The following is a 15821-nucleotide window of genomic DNA, read 5'->3' as shown; positions in this document are numbered from 1 at the left end:
GGCGCACAGGATCAAGGTGGTGACCGTCATTGTGGTTCGGTGGTGCATCATTGCCTCCCGGGTGTGGTGATGCTGACACTACCCGGGAGGACCCTCCGGATGGAGGAGTTTCGGAAGAAAACCTCCAGAAGGCGACATGTGGGCTCGACACGGACTGCTCGCCCAAGGGGTTGCGGTCCGGATCAACCAGCCTGGGGAAGGGGTCTGGCCCAACCAGGTCGTCACCTCGAGCGTCGCTCCGGTTTCCTCGGGCCTTGTGGGAAGGTAGATGCCATGGGTTTCGAGCGACCGGCGGTGATGCGTTTCGACCTTCCCTTCCAGGCTGATGCCCCGTCCCTGTTGTCGGATGCCATCGGGATCACCGGGTTGATGGAGCGCCGCGCAGCCAGCCACGGCATCGATGTGACCGTGTTGGACAGCGCCGACGACCGGTTGCTGCGCGCCGGGGTGGTGCTGGCGCATCGGGTGCTCGGCGGGCTGGGGGACTGGTACCTCGCCGCACCCGCATGGGCTCCGCATCTGCCCGCCGAACGGATCGTTCCCATGGGGGCCACCGCTGAGCTGCCCCAGGAGTTCGCCGACCTCACTCGACCGTTGGTGCGCCGCGCCGTGCTCGGACCGGTGGCCGCGCTGGAATGCCAGCGGGTCGAATACCTTCTGCGGGGACCCGACGGGCCCCTGGGAAGCATCCGCGACGAACGGGTCACGGTGCGTCGCGGAGGTATGGCGACGGCCCGCTACCGGGAGGCCACCCTCACCCCCACCGACCTGCTCGGCAGACACCAGCTGGAGCACGTGCTGGCCGCGCTGGACGCGGTCTCCGCGACCGCCGTCGACGAATTCCCAAGCCTTCAGCAGCGCCTCGGCCCGCCCGCCACCGGTGGCACCGACTTCCCGACCCCCGGTCCGCTGAATCGCGGAGCAACCATGGAGGCGTTCGTGACGGGGCTGTTCGCCGCCGATCTGCAAGGTCTCGTCCGGGCGCAGTACCGCGACGAGGAAGCCATCACGGATGCCCTCCAGAAGTTCCGGGGACACGTGCGGGGGTTGGCGAACGTTCTCGACCCCGAGTGGCGGCAGGCCGTGGAATCCGCCGTCGAGAAGGCTGCCACGCCCCGGCAGGTGGCCCTCGACGTGACGGACCCGCTGGTGACTGCGGTGCGTGCTCCGCGGCTCGGCGACGTCTCCGCCGAACCCGCGGCGATGCTGCTGCTGAAACGCGCCCAGCAGGGGGCCTACATCCTGGCCGACCGCTGCCGGTCGCTGACCGCCGACTCCCCCGACTCCGACTGGCAGGCCGCGCTGGCGGCGGCCGAGCAGATCCACGCCTGTGGGTTGGTGGCGGTGCGGCTGCACGGCAAACCGGGAACCAAGCTGCTGAACACTATCACGCAGGTTGCCCGCGACCTGCGGGACTGCGTCGCGGACGTTGACCCCCCGGATCTGGAGGGCCTCACCCCGGCGGAGGCCTTCGAACGAGGCCGGGAAGCGGAACGATGCCACCAGCGGGTGCTCGCTGCCCGCGCCGGTTTCGTTGCCGATTGGCCCGAGCAGGTCGTCAAGGTTCGCAAACTACTGGCTAAGGTGCGCAGATGAGCACTTCCACGACCACCCCCGGTTTGTTCGTCGTCTTCGAAGGCGGCGACGGGGTGGGCAAGTCCACCCAGGTGGTGGAACTCGTTTCCCGGCTTCGGAACCGCCGCATCGAACCCGTCGTGACGCGGCAGCCGGGCGGCACCCCGATCGGCGAGAAGCTGCGCGAACTTCTGCTGGACCCCGGCCACCCGGAGTTGACCGCCCGCACCGAGGCGCTGGTCTATGCCGCTGACAAGGCCCAGCACGTCGAGGAGGTGATCCTCCCCGCCCTGGCATACGGCAAGGTGGTGGTGTGCGACCGCTACGTCGATTCGATGATCGCTTACCAGGGGGCGGGTCGGGTGCTGGATCTCGCCGAGGTGGAGCAGGTGGCGCGCTGGGCGACGGGCGGGCTGCGGCCAGACCTGACCGTGCTGCTCGACATCGACCCCGCTGAGGCGGTTGCGAATATCCGGCAACAGGATCGTCTGGAGGCCGCAGGCCTTGACTTCCACCGTCGCGCCCGCGAACACTTCCTCCGGCTGGCCGGCGAGGACCCGGAACGTTACCTCGTGCTGGGCGCCCGCGAGTCGCGGGAGAACATCGCTGAAAAGGTCGCGGAGAAGGTGCTCGCTCTGCTCGGGTGAACTGGGTTGTTCGTTTCTCGCGGTCCGGCTCGACCAGCATGGGAAAAGGGGTTCTTCGTCGGTGGGGGATGGCAGGATGAGCACGTGAGCGTGTGGGACGAACTCGTGGGTCAGGACAGGGCCGTTGAGACGCTGCGACGTGCAGTGGCGGGTGGCAGACACGCCATGACCCATGCGTGGTTGTTCGTCGGACCGCCCGGGTCGGGGCGTTCCAACGCGGCACGGGCGTTCGCAGCCGCCCTGCAGTGCCGCGACGGCGGTTGCGGGCGCTGCAACGACTGCCGCACATCGCTGTCTGGTGCCCATCCGGATGTGACCCTGCTGCGCACCGAACAGCTCAGCATCGGCGTCGATGAGATGCGACAGCTGGTTTCCAGAGCCAATGTCGCACCCGTGAACCGCCGCTGGCAGGTGGTCGTGATCGAGGACGCGGACCGCGTCACCGAACGCGGCGCTGATGCGCTGCTGAAAGCCCTCGAGGAGCCCGCCCCGAAAACCGTGTGGCTGCTGTGTGCCCCCAGCGCTGACGATGTGATCGTCACCATACGTTCCCGTTGCCGGGAGCTGCGGCTGGTCACCCCACCGATCGAGGAGGTGGCGAAACTGCTGGTCCGCCGTGACGGCGTGGACGAGGTGATGGCCCAGTACTGTGCCCGCGCCGCCCAGGGGCATGTCGGTCGCGCCCGGGCCTTGGCGTTGAACGAGGAGGCCAGGAAACGGCGTCACGAGATCTTGTCGCTGCCCGCCCGGCTCAACACCCTCACCGATTGTCTGTCGGCAGCCGAATCCCTCGTCGCATCCGCGTCCGAGGAGGCCGGGCAGCTCACCGCAGATCTCGACGCCCGGGAGATGACGGAGCTTCAAACGGCGTTGGGAATGGGCACCAAACGCGTCAAGGCGCGTGGGATTCAGGGAGCCATCAAGGAACTGGAGGACCAGCAGAAGGCCCGGGCGAAACGTTTCCAGCGCGACGCCCTGGACCGGGTGCTCACCGAACTGACCGGCTACTACCGTGACGTTCTCGCCTGCCAGACCGCCCCTGGTGTGTCGTTCGTGAACGCAGACATCGCCGAGGAGATCACGGCCTTTGCTAGACGCACCAGGCCGGAGCAAACGGTGCGCGCCCTCGACGCCCTGCTGGAGGCCCGAAAGGCCCTCGAGGGCAACGTGGCGCCCCAGCTGGCCCTCGAAGCGATGTTGCTGGGGCTGGGGCGGGCCTCACATCGCTGACAAGGGCCGGGGAAGGTTCAAAACCGGGCGCGCCTCAATTGCGCTCGCCGGGTGCGGTGAGAACATGGGCTCAAGCGTTGACTGATTCAGGAGGGTTCATGTCTTCACGTGACGCAGGTGACTGGGTGCGGCAGGGCACGCCCCGCGGCGCCGACTGGGAGGATGAGCAGAGCGAGTACGGCACCGCCTTGGATCCCGCCGAGTGGGACGATCACGCCGCCGAGCAGTCGGTACCCGTCGAGAGCCCGAACCCCAGGCCCCGCCCGGCCACCCGTGCTGCCGGAGCGCAGGATTTCGCCAGCACACCGACGCCGCAACCCACGACCCCTGAGGCGCGGGAGAAGGCTGTCAGGTCGGAGCCCATCGCATCACACGCCCCCGACATCTCCTTCCAGGCTGCAACACCACCCGCGCCCACGGAGGACGAAGAAGCCAACGAACCCACGATGGTTTCCGGGCTGAGGATGCCCGAGCCCCGGGACCCGGATCCGAGGCCGGCTCCATCGTTTATCTCGACGCAGGAACCCGCTGACCCCGAGAACGAGGAGACCTTCGCGCGACCCTTGGGTGTGCCGCAGCCGGAACAGGCTTTCCCGCAGCGCGTGGAACCCATCACGTCGCAGCAACCCGGGACGGTTTCGAACCAGCTGAACATCGACGCATGGCCCCTCGAGATGCCCGAGGAACAGGAGGAACCTGCTCCGAAGAAGAGGGAACTGACGCTGGAGCAGCGTCTCGGGGGAGAGAGCGTGCGGGAGGTTCCCGAGGAGTCCGTGGAAACCCCGCGGCCCCGCCCGGAACAGGTTCCTCCGCAGTATCCCGACCCCGCCGTCACCCAGCGTTTCGAGCGTGTGAAGGAGCAACCCACCCAGCCAGCCGCCGAACCCGTCGCGTCTCAACCTGACGAGGTTTCCTCGGCGACGTCCCCGGGATTGTTCCGCGGTGATGCGTCCAGTGAGTCCGACACCACCGAGGAAACGGACACACACTCCGAGGCGACCGCGGTGATGCAGACGCCCCCGCAGGAGGTCCCCACCCCGATCCCGGCTCCCACACCCATTCCCGTCGCGGAGCAGGAGGAGGAACGTCGCCGCCAGGAGAAGCTGGAAGCAGAACGCGCAGCCCGCAACGAAAGGCTCGGGGTGGTCGAGACCTCCCCGAAGAATGCCTCGCGGGCGCTCGTACAGAAACCTCGACGCACGACCGATGGTCCGCTGGGCAGCCTCGGGTTGTTCTTCCTGCGCCTCATCACCGCTGCGATCCTGACGGTCCTGGCCTACCAGGGACTCACCAACGTCGACGGCGCCACCGAGGTCTTGGGTCGCACCCATCTTCCGGAACCCCGAATGGTGGTGTGGATCGGGGGCTTCCTGTTGGCCGCCATGGCGTTGCTGCTGGTGATTGGCCTGTTGCAGCGGGTCGTCGGGGTTCTGCTGTTGGTGATGGCGATCTGCTCCCTGGCGTTCATTCGCTGGGGCGCGTTCAGTCCTTTCCTGCCGGGGCTCGATGGGTTCCTCGGTGATCGTGACCTCCTGCTGGGGGCCGTCGCATTGTTGCTGACCTGTCTCGGCGGCGGTGGCTGGGGCATTGATGCCGCGTTCAGGCATTCCCGCGAGGCGGCGAAGGAAACCGTCGATCAGTAGCGGTTCGGCCGCATCCAGCGGTGGAGAAGTGGAAGCTGGTTGCAGTCGACCTGCGAGCGTCAGTGACCGGGTCGTGGTGAAACCTGCCGGGCGGGCCGGGCAGCAGACGTGGTCGCTGTCCGGCCCTGACGCTGTCCGGCCCATCTGATCAGCAGGTCGGAGGGGCTGCCTCAGCAGCCGTGTTTGTTGTGGTTGGTGGGGCAGGGTGCTAGCGCGGTTGGGGTGCCGGTCGGGTTCGGTGACGGCGATGGTGAGGGCGCACTGTGTCGTTTCCCGTTGGGAATGTTGACCGCGAATGCCTCGATCACACTCGTGTGCACCTGAGACGACAAATCCATTTCGATGGTTCCTTGCTGCCCCAAGCCGTTCCACACAATCACCCAATGCGCGGTCGCGGTGATCGTGTAATCCCCGCGCTGATGATAGACATACCCGCACGTCGGCGACGGCTTGTCCTCCTCCTGCCAAGGGAGGTGTTCCATTCCCTTGTCGCACACTTTGGTGTCTCCGTTGCCCATCTCCCAGGTCACCTTCGTCACCGCCGCGGTGGCTGTGATCGCATACCCTGCTTCGGTCACGGTTTTGGTGATCGGCCCCCACGTGGAAGGACCTGGGTCTCTGATCCACATCCAGTTGTGCCACCCGACATAGTTATGCCCTGTAGGCAGCTTTTCTAACGGGTCAGGCCACAGTCCGATGTCTGGGGCGTGAAGATCCATCCGCTCCACCGCAACCCTCGCCAACACCACAGGCTCCGGTGCACCCGCGGGAACAGTAGGCTCATCACTAGGAGGAGTGGGTAGACCAGGAAAATATCTGGCGCAGGTTCCATCAGGCTTGTAGAGCCCGCACTGGTCCGAAGAACGGTGTTGACCGATCGAATCCCGCCCAGGACGGGCGGGTTTCCCAGGACGACCGGGTTTCCCGGGCTGCCCACCAGACCCCGGAGCCCGCACCTCAAACACACAGGCGCCAGAGTACCTGTCTCTGCGTGCGCATCGAATATTGCCGTCTGCATGGGCCAGCTGTGGAGACAGACCGGCTTCTGCCAACAGACACACCACAACAACAGCAATGACCATGAGGCGTTTCATTTCGGACACCCCGGAGCCGAGTCGTTCGTGGCATCCCCGAACTTCCATCCCTCCTCGGTTTTGACCACAGTCACATTCCACTGCAGGTACCGCGGTCGCTGCGACGAAATGACCACCGATTTCCCGGTCGCCAAATCGATCACATCAGTTTTCCCAACGTCCGTGCACATCTGCACATCCACCGTCCGCACGCCATCAACCTCGACCGGCTCCGACGCACCCGTGATGTGAACAACCGTGGCCCCTGTTCGCACATGCCCTTGCCGGCGATAGTCGTTCAGCACATTTATTTCTATTTCTTGGCTCTGTCCCGTGGTGATGTCCTTCAAAGGCTGAGGATCACCATCAGGATTACCGAACACCTCGTCAGAGATGCGGACGTACTCAATGACGGTATTGGCTGCCTCCAGCTGCTCCGGGGTGAAAGTCTCCGACGGTTGCGGCCCCGACGGCGTCACCGACTTCGACGGCCGCGAAGACGAAACCTCAGAAGACGGCGACGAGGAAACAGGACTCCCCGACCCCGACACACCACCCCCCGGAGCAGACGACCCCCCGCTACACGACACCAGCACCGAGATCACCGCCGCAACCACACCGACGCGACACATCACCATCCGACTCATCACACAACACCTCCATTGGTGCCACAAATCCCGAAAGCGGCCCCTCCGCCCCGGGATTCCACTGACACTAGAACCACACACCAATACCTGGAGACAACAAAGAGAAACTCTGACCAAAAGTTAAGGATCTGACGAGGTCGGTGAGCAGGTCCTGACTCTCAGCGGGGCGGGAAGGGCTGTGGGTGTTGTGTGGCGTGTCGGTGTCTGCGGTTACTCTGGTGGTCATGCCCAGAGTCATGGCCGTCACCTTCGAGCAGTACGGTCGTCTGCACTATCTCGATCCGGACGGTGGTGACTATCGCGTCGGTGACCAGGTGCTCTACCCGACCGACGACGGCGTGGAGGTGGCCTGTGTGGTGTGGGCTCCGGAGGAGACGATGGTGGAGGCGCCGCTGCCGAAATGCGCGGGACGTGCCACCGAGGCTGATCTGGAACGCGATGAGGCCAACCGGGAACACCGTCGCAGGATCCGTGAGATCGCGGTCGAGAGGATCGCCGCCCACGGGTTGCCCATGAAGGTGATGGCGACCGACTACATAGATTCCTCGAAGGAATACGACAAGCTGGCGGTGATCTACTTCACCGCTCCGGGCAGGGTGGATTTTCGGGCCCTGATCGGCGACCTGGCCCGTGCCGTCGGGGCGCGTATCGACCTGCGGCAGATAGCCTCTCGCGACACCGCCAGACTGGCCGGGGGCGTTGGCATGTGTGGCCGGGAGCTGTGCTGCACCCTGTTCCTCGACGATGTGGAACCCGTGTCCATGCGGTTGGCGCGCAGCCAGAACCTGACGGCGAACCCTCTTCAGATCCAGGGGGTTTGTGGGAAACTGTTGTGCTGTCTCGCGTTCGAGCATCCGCTCTACGTCGATTTTCTGAACCAAGCGCCGCCGATCGGTGCGCGGGTCACCATCCCGGACGGTCCGGGACGGGTGGTCGGGCACGTGGTGCCTGCAGGTGAGGTGGCGGTGCGGACCACCGATGGTGTGAGACGTTGTCCGCTGGCGCATGTCTGTGTCAGCAAAAAGAACCGAGGGGCGCGCCACGTCGCCCCAGAGGAGGAAAGCTGATGCGCAGAGGGATTGTCTGGTTCCAGGGAATGCTGATCTTTCTCGCGATTGTTCTCGTGGTGGTGTTCTTCGCCAGCGGGATGCTGTCCCCGGGAAAGCAGCAGGAGAGGGAGAAACCGACGGGTGAGTCGTCAACTCAGCCGGCTCCCGCTGTCGGCGATCAGAAACCCGGGGTGCCCGCGATTCCTGTCTCCGATCACGAGACATGGCCGCAGGAGCCGGTCGAGAACCCCGATCGTCAGCTCGACGTCAAGGCGTCCAACCCCGCGGTGCAGCTTCCCGCTGCCCTCGGTGATGACCTCACCCCCTACTGGCAGCAGTCCCTGAGTTGGCAGCCCTGCGGTGCTACCCTGTGCGCCACCATGAAAGTGCCCCTGGACTGGGACAACCCCGGCAAGGCGGCGCTGGACATCAAGGTCACGAAGATGCCCTCCGAGAACCCGACGAAGGGTCCGTTGTTCGTCAATCCCGGTGGCCCCGGCGTGGAGGCGGGATCGTTCACCACGACCCTGGGACGTGACAGGTGGAAGGGGTACGACATCATCGCGTGGGATCCGCGTGGTTCCGGGGAATCCACCCACGTGCAGTGCGGCACCACCGAGCAGACGGACAAGGCCTATTTCGCGGACGGCACCCCGGACGACGAGGCGGAGAAAACCGCCCTCAACGACACCTGGGCCGCTTTCGCCCGGGAATGCCGGGAAGCTTCCGGTGAGCTTCTGGATCACCTCACCACCATCGAGAACGTCCGCGACCTCGATCTGCTGCGTTTCCTGACCGGGGCGGAGAAACTCAACTACGTGGGGGTCAGCTACGGCACCTTCATCGGTTCGATGTACGCGGAACTGTTCCCGGAGCACACGGGGCGCCTGGTGCTGGATTCGGCTGTCGACATCACCAACGAGGGGGAGGTGTTCCAGGCCGAGGGTTTCGAGACGGCCCTCGGGCTCTATGCGGACTGGTGCGCGGGCGAGGAATCCTGCTCCCTCGGGAACTCGCGCGACGAGGTGACTTCCCGCATCAACTCCTTCCTGCACGGGCTCGACGCCAACCCGCTCAAGGTCGGGGACCGGCAGATGACGCAGGGCCAGGGAGCGAACGGCATCGCTTTGTTCCTCTATTCAGGGAAGGAGGCCTACCCGAGGATCACCCAGTTCCTGGAAGCGGCATTGAACGGCGACGGCAGGGGCATCCTCAAGGCCTCCGACCTCCTGACGGGTCGCACCGACAACGGATGGGAGACCGTCGCCTACGCTTTCCCGGCCATCCGCTGCGTGGACCATCCAGACGCGGGGGTGGCCGCCACCGATGACATGCGGAAAGAGGTGGCCGAGAAAGCCCCGGTGTTCGGCAGCAACATGAGTTCGGAACTGGTCTGCGAACGCTGGACCGCCAATTCCGCACCCAACCTAAAACTGACCGGCAAGGGCGCGGCACCGATTCTGGTGGTCGGGTCGACGGGTGATTCCGCGACCCCCTACCAGCTGGCCGTCAGCATGGCGAAGCAGCTCGAATCCGGGCATCTGCTCACCTACGACGGTCCCGGTCATGGTGCCGTGACGGCGGGCAACGCGTGTGTCGACGAGACGATCACCGCTTATCTTCAGGAGGGCACCCTCCCCGAGGACGGCAAGACCTGCAGCTGAGAATGCGCATTGCCGACGGGCACGGACGAGTTCCGTGTCTCCGGGTCTACCCTTGGGACATGTCTGCGACAAGCCGGTTCATCGATCGCATCTGGCCTCCTGCCTGGCTCTACTCCACGTACGAGGCCCAAGTGATCAAACGGCTGGATCGCTCCGCCATGCCACGGCACGTCGCGGTACTGGCGGACGGCAACCGTCGGTGGGCACGGCTCAACGCACCCGGTCAGCCCCTTGTCGCGGGGTATCGCGCAGGGGCCGCGAAGCTGCAGCAGTTCGTCGAATGGTGCGATGACATCGGAATACCTGTCATCACGTTGTGGGTGTTGAGCACCGACAACCTCGACCGATCCGCCGCGGATGAGCTGGAACCGCTGCTGGAGGTCATCGACGAACTGGTGGTGGCGCTGGCCGACACGGGGCGGTGGCGGGTGCAGGCGGTCGGTGATCTCGACCTGCTGCCCACGGAGCGGGCCGCCAGTCTCAGGGCGTCGGCGGCCAGAACCGAAGCGGTGGTGGGCATGCACATCAACGTCGCGGTCAGCTACGGTGGCCGACACGAGCTGCGCGACGCCTTCAGGTCGCTGCTGGCGGAACGGGCCGCCCAGGGGCGCACCCTGGAGGAGGTGGCGGCCACCGTTGAGATCGATGAGATCTCGGAGCACCTGTACACGAAGGGCCAGCCGGATCCGGACCTGATCATCCGCACCTCGGGGGAGCAGCGGCTGTCCGGTTTCCTGCTGTGGCAGTCGGCGCACAGTGAGTTCTACTTCTGTGAGGCCCTGTGGCCGGACTTCCGCAAGGTCGATTTCGTGCGTGCCCTGCGCAACTACACCCAGCGGGAACGCCGTTTCGGTCGGTAGCCGCTGAGGTCAGTGACGCAGCGCCTCGACGAGCTGCTCGATGGTCTCCTGTTTCGGGGTACGACCGTCGGCCAGGGTGATGTGGCGGGAAAAGTAGTTGGCGTGTGAGATCGGTCCCATGTTGACGGTGTGGATACGACCATCCCTGAGGGCGCGACCGTAGGGGGACAGGGGTGCTGTGAACCAGCGCCCGGGGAAGGCGAGGGTGCCCAGCGACTGGGTGTGGTCGCGGCTGCCTTTGAGGTGCGTCAGTGAACCGATGTGATCCAGCCCCGGATCGTCGGCATAGACCCCGCCGATGGAGACGACGTCGACCCGCACGTCGTGGGCGGCCAGGAAACGGGCCACCCCGCAGGCGATCTGCGCACCACCGGAGTAGCCGATCAGCGTTACCGGCGCCGGGTCGTCGGGGTCGTAGCCCGCGTTCAGGAGGGAACGCCACACCACGCACGCGACCCCGAAGTTGTAGGTGCCGCCGTAGCGCGGATCGGCGGAGACCAGCACCTGCATGACGTTGCGCAGATTGATCAGGAAAGGCAGGGGCGACCAGGGAAACCGGCGTCGCACCCAGTCCAGGCGACGCCACAACCAGGCGGTGGCGCGCTGTGGCAGGCCGCGATTCTCCATGGCGTAGGGGAATACGTCCTCGGTGATGATCACGTCGGGAAGCTGGTTGCGTACCTCCTCCAGCACCGCGTGTTCGCGGCGCGATATCGACCTTCCGTCGAGCACCGCGATGCCCGACAGATACACCGCGAACCGCCGGATGCCGGCGGCGGGTGCGGGTTTCGGGGCCGGAAGGGAGGGCGTCGGGTAACGTCGCGCCCACCATTCGAGGGATTCGAGGGGAGCCAGCAGCGCCAGGACGATGATCACCAGCAGCGTCACCTCGAGCAGGACGAGAATCATTGGTCGGATCATGGGAGCGCCTTCGCCTCGATGGGGATGAACGGCGCTCCGGCCAGCATGTCCCGAGGCCCCAGGATCGCAGGCCGGCCCGTCACCAAGGTCCAGATGCGACCGGTGAGGTACGCGATGGGATGCCCGAGCAACCGCGAGGCGAGCTGCATGATGCCCCAGGCCAGGCCGGTGGCGATCAGGGCCTGCCACCAGCTGGTCTCCATGGCCGCTGTCACCAGCAGCCACAGGCAGATCGCGCTCCAGCCCTGCTGGATGCGCCCGATCAGCACACCGAGGTGGGGGATGAATACCAGGAATCCGTAGGCCAGGGGAGCGGTGGAGGACAACGTCACCGCCAGCAGGTCGGTGAGGTGCATGCCGTGCTGAGTGATGGGACCGGCTACGGCCCACAGGATCAGCGCCTGGATGGTGTACAGCAGGGTGAGAAAGATCCCGCCGACCAGCAGCATCGCCAGGAACCGGACGCCCCTGACGCGGTTGATGAACAGCACGGCGCAGTGCCCGAGCAGGGTGGAGACCCCCGCCGCCAGCGCGATGAGCCCGGCGGTGGGCAGACTGGGTAACCCCAGGGAGGGGTCCTCAATCACCCGGAGTGAGGCCACATCCCAGATGGTCGTCAACCATCCGAAGAAATCCACGCCCCCATTGTCGCGGAACGCTCCGGGAATCGACGCAGGTTCCACGCCGGTTCCGCAGGTCAGCTGAGCCGGTTTCAGGGGAGGGTCGTGTGCCTCACTGCTCAGCGGTGTGCTTCTCGACGGCTGCCCTCGCCTCGTCCAGGTGGGCCTGGCAGATGGTGGCCAGTTCCTCGCCGCGTTTCCACAGCGCCATGGACTCCGCCAGGGTCGTACCACCCGACTCCAGCATGGCGACGGTCTTGACCAGCTCGTCGCGGGCCTCCTCGTAGGACAACGTCGTGGGTGTGGTCATTGGGACTCCTTCGGGTGACTGTCCTGCGTGGTGAGGGTGAGTTCGCCATCGGCCAGATGGGCCGTCAACGTTCCCCCGACGGGGGCATCGGCGACGCCGGAGACGACCTTCTGTGCCTCGTCGACAAGCAAGGCGTATCCGCGTTGCAGGGTGGCTGCCGGGGACAGGGCCCGCACCGCCGACAGGTGAGAAGCCAGGTCGGTTCGTCTGCTGGTGAGCTGCTGGTCGACGGCGGTGCGGAGCCGGTGACGCAGCAGGGCGAGGCGGTCGCGGTGCCCCTCCAGAGCGGCGGCGGGACTGGCGAGGACGGGGCGGCGTCGCAGCTCCGCGAGTTCCTGCGCGGCCTGTCCGATCCGCGCCTCGATGGCCTGCCGAAGCCGGGTGCGGGCCAGGACGACGAGGTCCAGTTCGGCTGCGAACTCCGGAACGATGCGTGAGGCCGCGTCGGTGGGTGTGGAGGCCCGCAGGTCGGCGACGAAATCCAGCAACGGGGTGTCGGATTCGTGTCCGATGGCGGAGACCACAGGGGTGCGGCAGGCTGCGACTGCCCGCACCAGGCCCTCGTCGGAGAACGGCAGCAGATCCTCCAGGGCCCCGCCGCCGCGGGCGATGACGATGACATCGACCTCCGGGTCCTCGTCGAGGTCCTGGAGGGCCTGCATCACCGATGCGGCAGCACCCGGCCCCTGGACCGGCGAATGTGCGACGGTGAAACGTGCCGGCCAGCGACGGGTCACGTTGCGCAGCACGTCGCGTTCGGCGTCGGAATCCTTGCCGGTGATCAGTCCGATGCGGCGGGGCAGCAGCGGTAGCGGGCGTTTGCGGTGGGGATCGAACAGGCCCTCGGCCTGGAGTTTGCGGCGCCGCGCATCCAATTCGGCCAACAGCCTGCCAACACCCGCCACCCGCAGCTCCAGGCATTCGAAACTGAGCGACGCATTGGGCTCCCACACCCGCGGTTTCAGGCGTACCGCCACCTGCGACCCCTCCGGCAGCGGGCCCGCCGCATCCAGCACGAAAGCCGTGGTCGTCACCGAGCAGGAGACGTCGGCGAACCGATCCCGCAAGGTGAGGAACTGGGTGGGTGCGGCGCGGCGTTTGATTTCGATGACCTGCGCCTCCACCCAGATCTCGCCGAGCCTGCCCACCCAGTCCGCGACCGCGCCGACGACTCGCGCCAACGGCTGCGGATGTTCGAGAGAACTGGTTAGGGCCATGTCAGGGAGCCTACCCATGCATCCCGATGAGTACCCGGACTACGCTTGGATCATGAGTCAGCAACCCCTCGACAGATCCGAATTTGAAGCCGCGCTCTCAGCTCGCAAGGACCTCGGTCCGGAGATGGAACCGGCGCTCGTCGAATCGTTCGCGGAGAAGGTGGTTGCTGAGATCAGGCGCCAGCAGGCGATGAACCCGGGGGGCATGTCGCAGACGCTCATTCCAGCCGGACAGAGCCGTGTGCAGCGCCATAACCGTTCCTACAGTGCGATGGGGTTGGCGATCACCTCGATGGTTCTGGCCATCCCATTGACAGCCATCGCGCTGGCATATGGCGGTACCCTCATGGGAATGGTGATCTGGGCGGGGATCGTCGGCATCAATTTCGCCGCCGCCCTGGGGAATTTCAAGTTCAACGACCCCTCGTCGAGCTGACGTCCAGCCACCAGCAGTAACCCGGCCAGATTGCGACTCCCGTCCCCGGAAAACACCGCCGGTGTGGGCCTCTTAGTATTCGGTACTGTGAGCAGCAGGAGGATGACCCGGAAACCCGGAGGACATTCGCAGGGCTGGGTGCCGAACCATCACGGGGCCTGGGCGATGGTGATCATGCCCTACGTGATGGGGATGATCTGGGCCATCGGGGCCGGACGGTTCTCGTGGCCGCTGGTGTTGCTGGCCCCGGTGTGGGTGATCGGCTACTTCGCTTTTTTCGCGACGGCGACGTGGCTGAAGTCGAACTTCAAACCCCGGTATCGCCGCGCCGTGGTCACCTACGGTGCGATCACAGCCGTCCTCGGCCTCCTGCTGCTGGCGCTGAAACCCGCGTGGTGGGCGTGGGCGCTGGTGTTCGGGCCGCTGACCGGTGTCGGGTTGTGGCTGGCGTGGAAACGCCGCGAGAGGTCGTTGCTGTCGGGTTTGGTGACGGTGCTGGCTGCCGCTGCGTTGCCCCTGGTGCTTGGCTCAGAGGGGCCGCTTCACCTCGATGGTTTGCCGGTGCTGGCGGGGCTGTCGCTGGCCTGTTTCGGGTATTTCTTCGGCACCGTGTTCTACGTCAAGACCAACGTGCGGGAACGCGGTCGGGTGAGCTACATCGCCTACTCCGTTACCTGGCACGCGGCCTGCGCGGTGCTGTTCGCGCTCGTCGACTTCCACCTGCCCCGCTGGTGGCTGGTGGCGTTCTTCATCACCTGCACTCTGCGGGCGTGGCTGGTGCCCTCGCTGGGGGTGATGAAGGGCCGCAAGGTGACCACCAAACAGCTCGGCTACACGGAGATGATCGCCACCGCGGCGCTGCTGGCGATCCTGATTCCCGGGGCGTTGACCGCCTGACCGACGGTCGGTCGGAAACACCGGGGGACGGTGTGCGCCCCGTACACTGGCCCGCATGAGCACCAGCAAGCGGGTCATCGTCGCTGCGCCACGTGGATACTGCGCGGGCGTGGACCGCGCCGTTACCACCGTGGAGAAGGCCCTTGAGAGGTACGGCCCGCCCATCTACGTGCGCAAACAGATCGTGCACAACAAGCACGTCGTCTCGACCCTCGAGGAGCGGGGGGTGATCTTCGTCGACGAACTGGACGAGGTGCCCGCCGATGCCCTGGTGGTGTTCTCCGCGCACGGCGTCTCCCCGGCGGTGCGTGAGGAAGCGGCCCGCCGCGAGCTGCGCACCATCGACGCCACCTGCCCGCTCGTGACGAAGGTGCACCGCGAGGCGAAAAGGTTCGCCGCCAAGGACACCGACATCCTCCTGATCGGGCACGCCGGGCACGAGGAGGTGGAGGGCACCATGGGGGAGGCCCCGGACCGCACCACCCTCCTGGAAGGTCCCGACGACGTCGACCGCCTCGACATGCCCGCCGACAAACCCCTCGTCTGGTTGTCGCAAACCACCCTCAGTGTCGACGAGACCATGGAGACCGTCACCCGCCTGCAGCAGAAGTTCCCGCTGCTGATGAGCCCACCCACCGACGACATCTGCTACGCCACCCAGAACCGGCAGCAGGCGGTCAAACAGATCGCACCCCACTGCGACCTGATGATCGTGGTCGGGTCGCGGAACTCGTCGAACTCGATGCGCCTGGTGGAGGTCGCGCTCGAGGCCGGCGCGAAACGTTCCGAACGCATCGACTATCCCCACGAGATTCAGGACGCCTGGCTCGACGGCGTCTCCACCATTGGTCTGACCTCGGGGGCCTCCGTGCCCGACGAACTGGTGCAGGGGGCGCTGGAACTGTTGAGGGAGCGAGGTTTCCCGAAGGCCGAGGAGGAAAGCCTCATGGAGGAGAACCTGACCTTCGCCCTACCGCCCGAGCTGCGCCGAGCCATCAAGGAACACGACCCCGTCTGAGGCCGGGACATCCG

General features: G+C 66.0%; 16 protein-coding genes. 10 read left to right on the top strand and 6 right to left on the bottom strand.

Annotated features, from left to right (window positions below; translation table 11 throughout):
* Nucleotides 1-273 precede the first annotated feature (273 nt).
* The 4 genes from V7R84_RS12785 (at nt 274) to V7R84_RS12770 (ending at nt 5095) form a co-directional block, all read left to right on the top strand.
* Nucleotides 274-1596 (top strand): hypothetical protein, encoded by a 1323-nt coding sequence (locus V7R84_RS12785; RefSeq protein WP_338569662.1) that lies wholly within the window; start codon nt 274-276, stop codon nt 1594-1596.
* Complete coding sequence (gene tmk, locus V7R84_RS12780) at nt 1593-2222, top strand: dTMP kinase (RefSeq protein ID WP_338569660.1); 630 nt, start codon at nt 1593-1595, stop codon at nt 2220-2222. Before V7R84_RS12785 ends, tmk begins: the two co-directional genes overlap by 4 nt.
* Nucleotides 2223-2306: 84 nt before the next feature.
* Complete coding sequence (locus V7R84_RS12775) at nt 2307-3452, top strand: DNA polymerase III subunit delta' (RefSeq protein WP_338569658.1); 1146 nt, start codon at nt 2307-2309, stop codon at nt 3450-3452.
* 98 nt (nt 3453-3550) lie between these two features.
* On the top strand, nt 3551-5095 hold the full coding sequence (locus tag V7R84_RS12770) for a hypothetical protein (protein WP_338569655.1): 1545 nt from the start codon (nt 3551-3553) through the stop codon (nt 5093-5095).
* A gap of 170 nt (nt 5096-5265) precedes the next feature.
* On the opposite strand, the gene V7R84_RS12765 is transcribed toward V7R84_RS12770, so the two are convergent.
* Both V7R84_RS12765 and V7R84_RS12760 read right to left on the bottom strand, forming a co-directional pair.
* Nucleotides 5266-5673: a hypothetical protein gene (locus V7R84_RS12765; protein ID WP_338569653.1), complete on the bottom strand. Its 408-nt coding sequence runs from the start codon at nt 5671-5673 to the stop codon at nt 5266-5268.
* Between the two features lie 512 nt (nt 5674-6185).
* Nucleotides 6186-6815, bottom strand: coding sequence for a hypothetical protein (locus V7R84_RS12760; protein WP_338569651.1), 630 nt, complete (start codon nt 6813-6815; stop codon nt 6186-6188).
* A 224-nt stretch (nt 6816-7039) separates the two neighbouring features.
* Between V7R84_RS12760 and V7R84_RS12755 the strand changes: the two genes are divergently transcribed.
* From V7R84_RS12755 to uppS, 3 genes are read left to right on the top strand one after another with little or no spacing between them, the layout of a single operon-like run.
* Nucleotides 7040-7882, top strand: coding sequence for a regulatory iron-sulfur-containing complex subunit RicT (locus tag V7R84_RS12755; RefSeq protein ID WP_338569649.1), 843 nt, complete (start codon nt 7040-7042; stop codon nt 7880-7882).
* A complete protein-coding gene (locus V7R84_RS12750; RefSeq protein WP_338569646.1) occupies nt 7882-9528 on the top strand; it encodes an alpha/beta hydrolase in 1647 nt (548 codons plus the stop codon). Before V7R84_RS12755 ends, V7R84_RS12750 begins: the two co-directional genes overlap by 1 nt.
* Nucleotides 9529-9587: 59 nt before the next feature.
* Nucleotides 9588-10388, top strand: coding sequence for a polyprenyl diphosphate synthase (uppS, locus tag V7R84_RS12745; RefSeq protein ID WP_338569644.1), 801 nt, complete (start codon nt 9588-9590; stop codon nt 10386-10388).
* A gap of 9 nt (nt 10389-10397) precedes the next feature.
* Here the strand turns inward: uppS and V7R84_RS12740 are convergent, their stop codons facing one another.
* The 4 genes from V7R84_RS12740 to xseA form a co-directional block, all read right to left on the bottom strand.
* The gene (locus V7R84_RS12740; RefSeq protein ID WP_338569642.1) at nt 10398-11309 is read right to left on the bottom strand and encodes a hypothetical protein; all 912 of its coding nucleotides are present in this window, start codon (nt 11307-11309) and stop codon (nt 10398-10400) included.
* A complete protein-coding gene (locus tag V7R84_RS12735) occupies nt 11306-11947 on the bottom strand; it encodes a hypothetical protein (protein ID WP_338569640.1) in 642 nt (213 codons plus the stop codon). Before V7R84_RS12735 ends, V7R84_RS12740 begins: the two co-directional genes overlap by 4 nt.
* Nucleotides 11948-12041: 94 nt before the next feature.
* Complete coding sequence (locus V7R84_RS12730; RefSeq protein ID WP_338569638.1) at nt 12042-12239, bottom strand: exodeoxyribonuclease VII small subunit; 198 nt, start codon at nt 12237-12239, stop codon at nt 12042-12044.
* On the bottom strand, nt 12236-13456 hold the full coding sequence (gene xseA, locus V7R84_RS12725; protein ID WP_338569636.1) for an exodeoxyribonuclease VII large subunit: 1221 nt from the start codon (nt 13454-13456) through the stop codon (nt 12236-12238). Before xseA ends, V7R84_RS12730 begins: the two co-directional genes overlap by 4 nt.
* 52 nt (nt 13457-13508) lie before the next feature.
* Here xseA and V7R84_RS12720 point away from each other — a divergent pair, with 52 nt between their 5' ends.
* The 3 genes from V7R84_RS12720 (at nt 13509) to V7R84_RS12710 (ending at nt 15807) form a co-directional block, all read left to right on the top strand.
* Nucleotides 13509-13892 (top strand): hypothetical protein, encoded by a 384-nt coding sequence (locus V7R84_RS12720; protein ID WP_338569633.1) that lies wholly within the window; start codon nt 13509-13511, stop codon nt 13890-13892.
* An 87-nt stretch (nt 13893-13979) separates the two neighbouring features.
* Nucleotides 13980-14789, top strand: a complete 810-nt coding sequence (locus tag V7R84_RS12715) for a YwiC-like family protein (RefSeq protein WP_338569632.1) — start codon at nt 13980-13982, stop codon at nt 14787-14789.
* A 55-nt stretch (nt 14790-14844) separates the two neighbouring features.
* Nucleotides 14845-15807, top strand: a complete 963-nt coding sequence (locus tag V7R84_RS12710) for a 4-hydroxy-3-methylbut-2-enyl diphosphate reductase (protein WP_338569630.1) — start codon at nt 14845-14847, stop codon at nt 15805-15807.
* Nucleotides 15808-15821 lie beyond the last annotated feature (14 nt).

It is taken from the genome of Arachnia propionica, assembly GCF_037055325.1.
Classification (GTDB): domain Bacteria; phylum Actinomycetota; class Actinomycetes; order Propionibacteriales; family Propionibacteriaceae; genus Arachnia.
This window is presented reverse-complemented; position numbering and strand designations above follow the sequence as displayed.

Excerpts from the sequence above, each read along its gene's own strand:
- V7R84_RS12785 (WP_338569662.1), top strand. The coding sequence starts at position 274 with ATGGGTTTCGAGCGACCGGCGGTGATGCGTTTCGACCTTCCCTTCCAG.
- tmk (WP_338569660.1), top strand. The coding sequence starts at position 1,593 with ATGAGCACTTCCACGACCACCCCCGGTTTGTTCGTCGTCTTCGAAGGC.
- V7R84_RS12770 (WP_338569655.1), top strand. The coding sequence starts at position 3,551 with ATGTCTTCACGTGACGCAGGTGACTGGGTGCGGCAGGGCACGCCCCGC.
- V7R84_RS12760 (WP_338569651.1), bottom strand. The coding sequence starts at position 6,815 with ATGAGTCGGATGGTGATGTGTCGCGTCGGTGTGGTTGCGGCGGTGATC.
- V7R84_RS12755 (WP_338569649.1), top strand. The coding sequence starts at position 7,040 with ATGCCCAGAGTCATGGCCGTCACCTTCGAGCAGTACGGTCGTCTGCAC.
- V7R84_RS12750 (WP_338569646.1), top strand. The coding sequence starts at position 7,882 with ATGCGCAGAGGGATTGTCTGGTTCCAGGGAATGCTGATCTTTCTCGCG.
- uppS (WP_338569644.1), top strand. The coding sequence starts at position 9,588 with ATGTCTGCGACAAGCCGGTTCATCGATCGCATCTGGCCTCCTGCCTGG.
- V7R84_RS12740 (WP_338569642.1), bottom strand. The coding sequence starts at position 11,309 with ATGATCCGACCAATGATTCTCGTCCTGCTCGAGGTGACGCTGCTGGTG.
- V7R84_RS12730 (WP_338569638.1), bottom strand. The coding sequence starts at position 12,239 with ATGACCACACCCACGACGTTGTCCTACGAGGAGGCCCGCGACGAGCTG.
- xseA (WP_338569636.1), bottom strand. The coding sequence starts at position 13,456 with ATGGCCCTAACCAGTTCTCTCGAACATCCGCAGCCGTTGGCGCGAGTC.
- V7R84_RS12720 (WP_338569633.1), top strand. The coding sequence starts at position 13,509 with ATGAGTCAGCAACCCCTCGACAGATCCGAATTTGAAGCCGCGCTCTCA.
- V7R84_RS12710 (WP_338569630.1), top strand. The coding sequence starts at position 14,845 with ATGAGCACCAGCAAGCGGGTCATCGTCGCTGCGCCACGTGGATACTGC.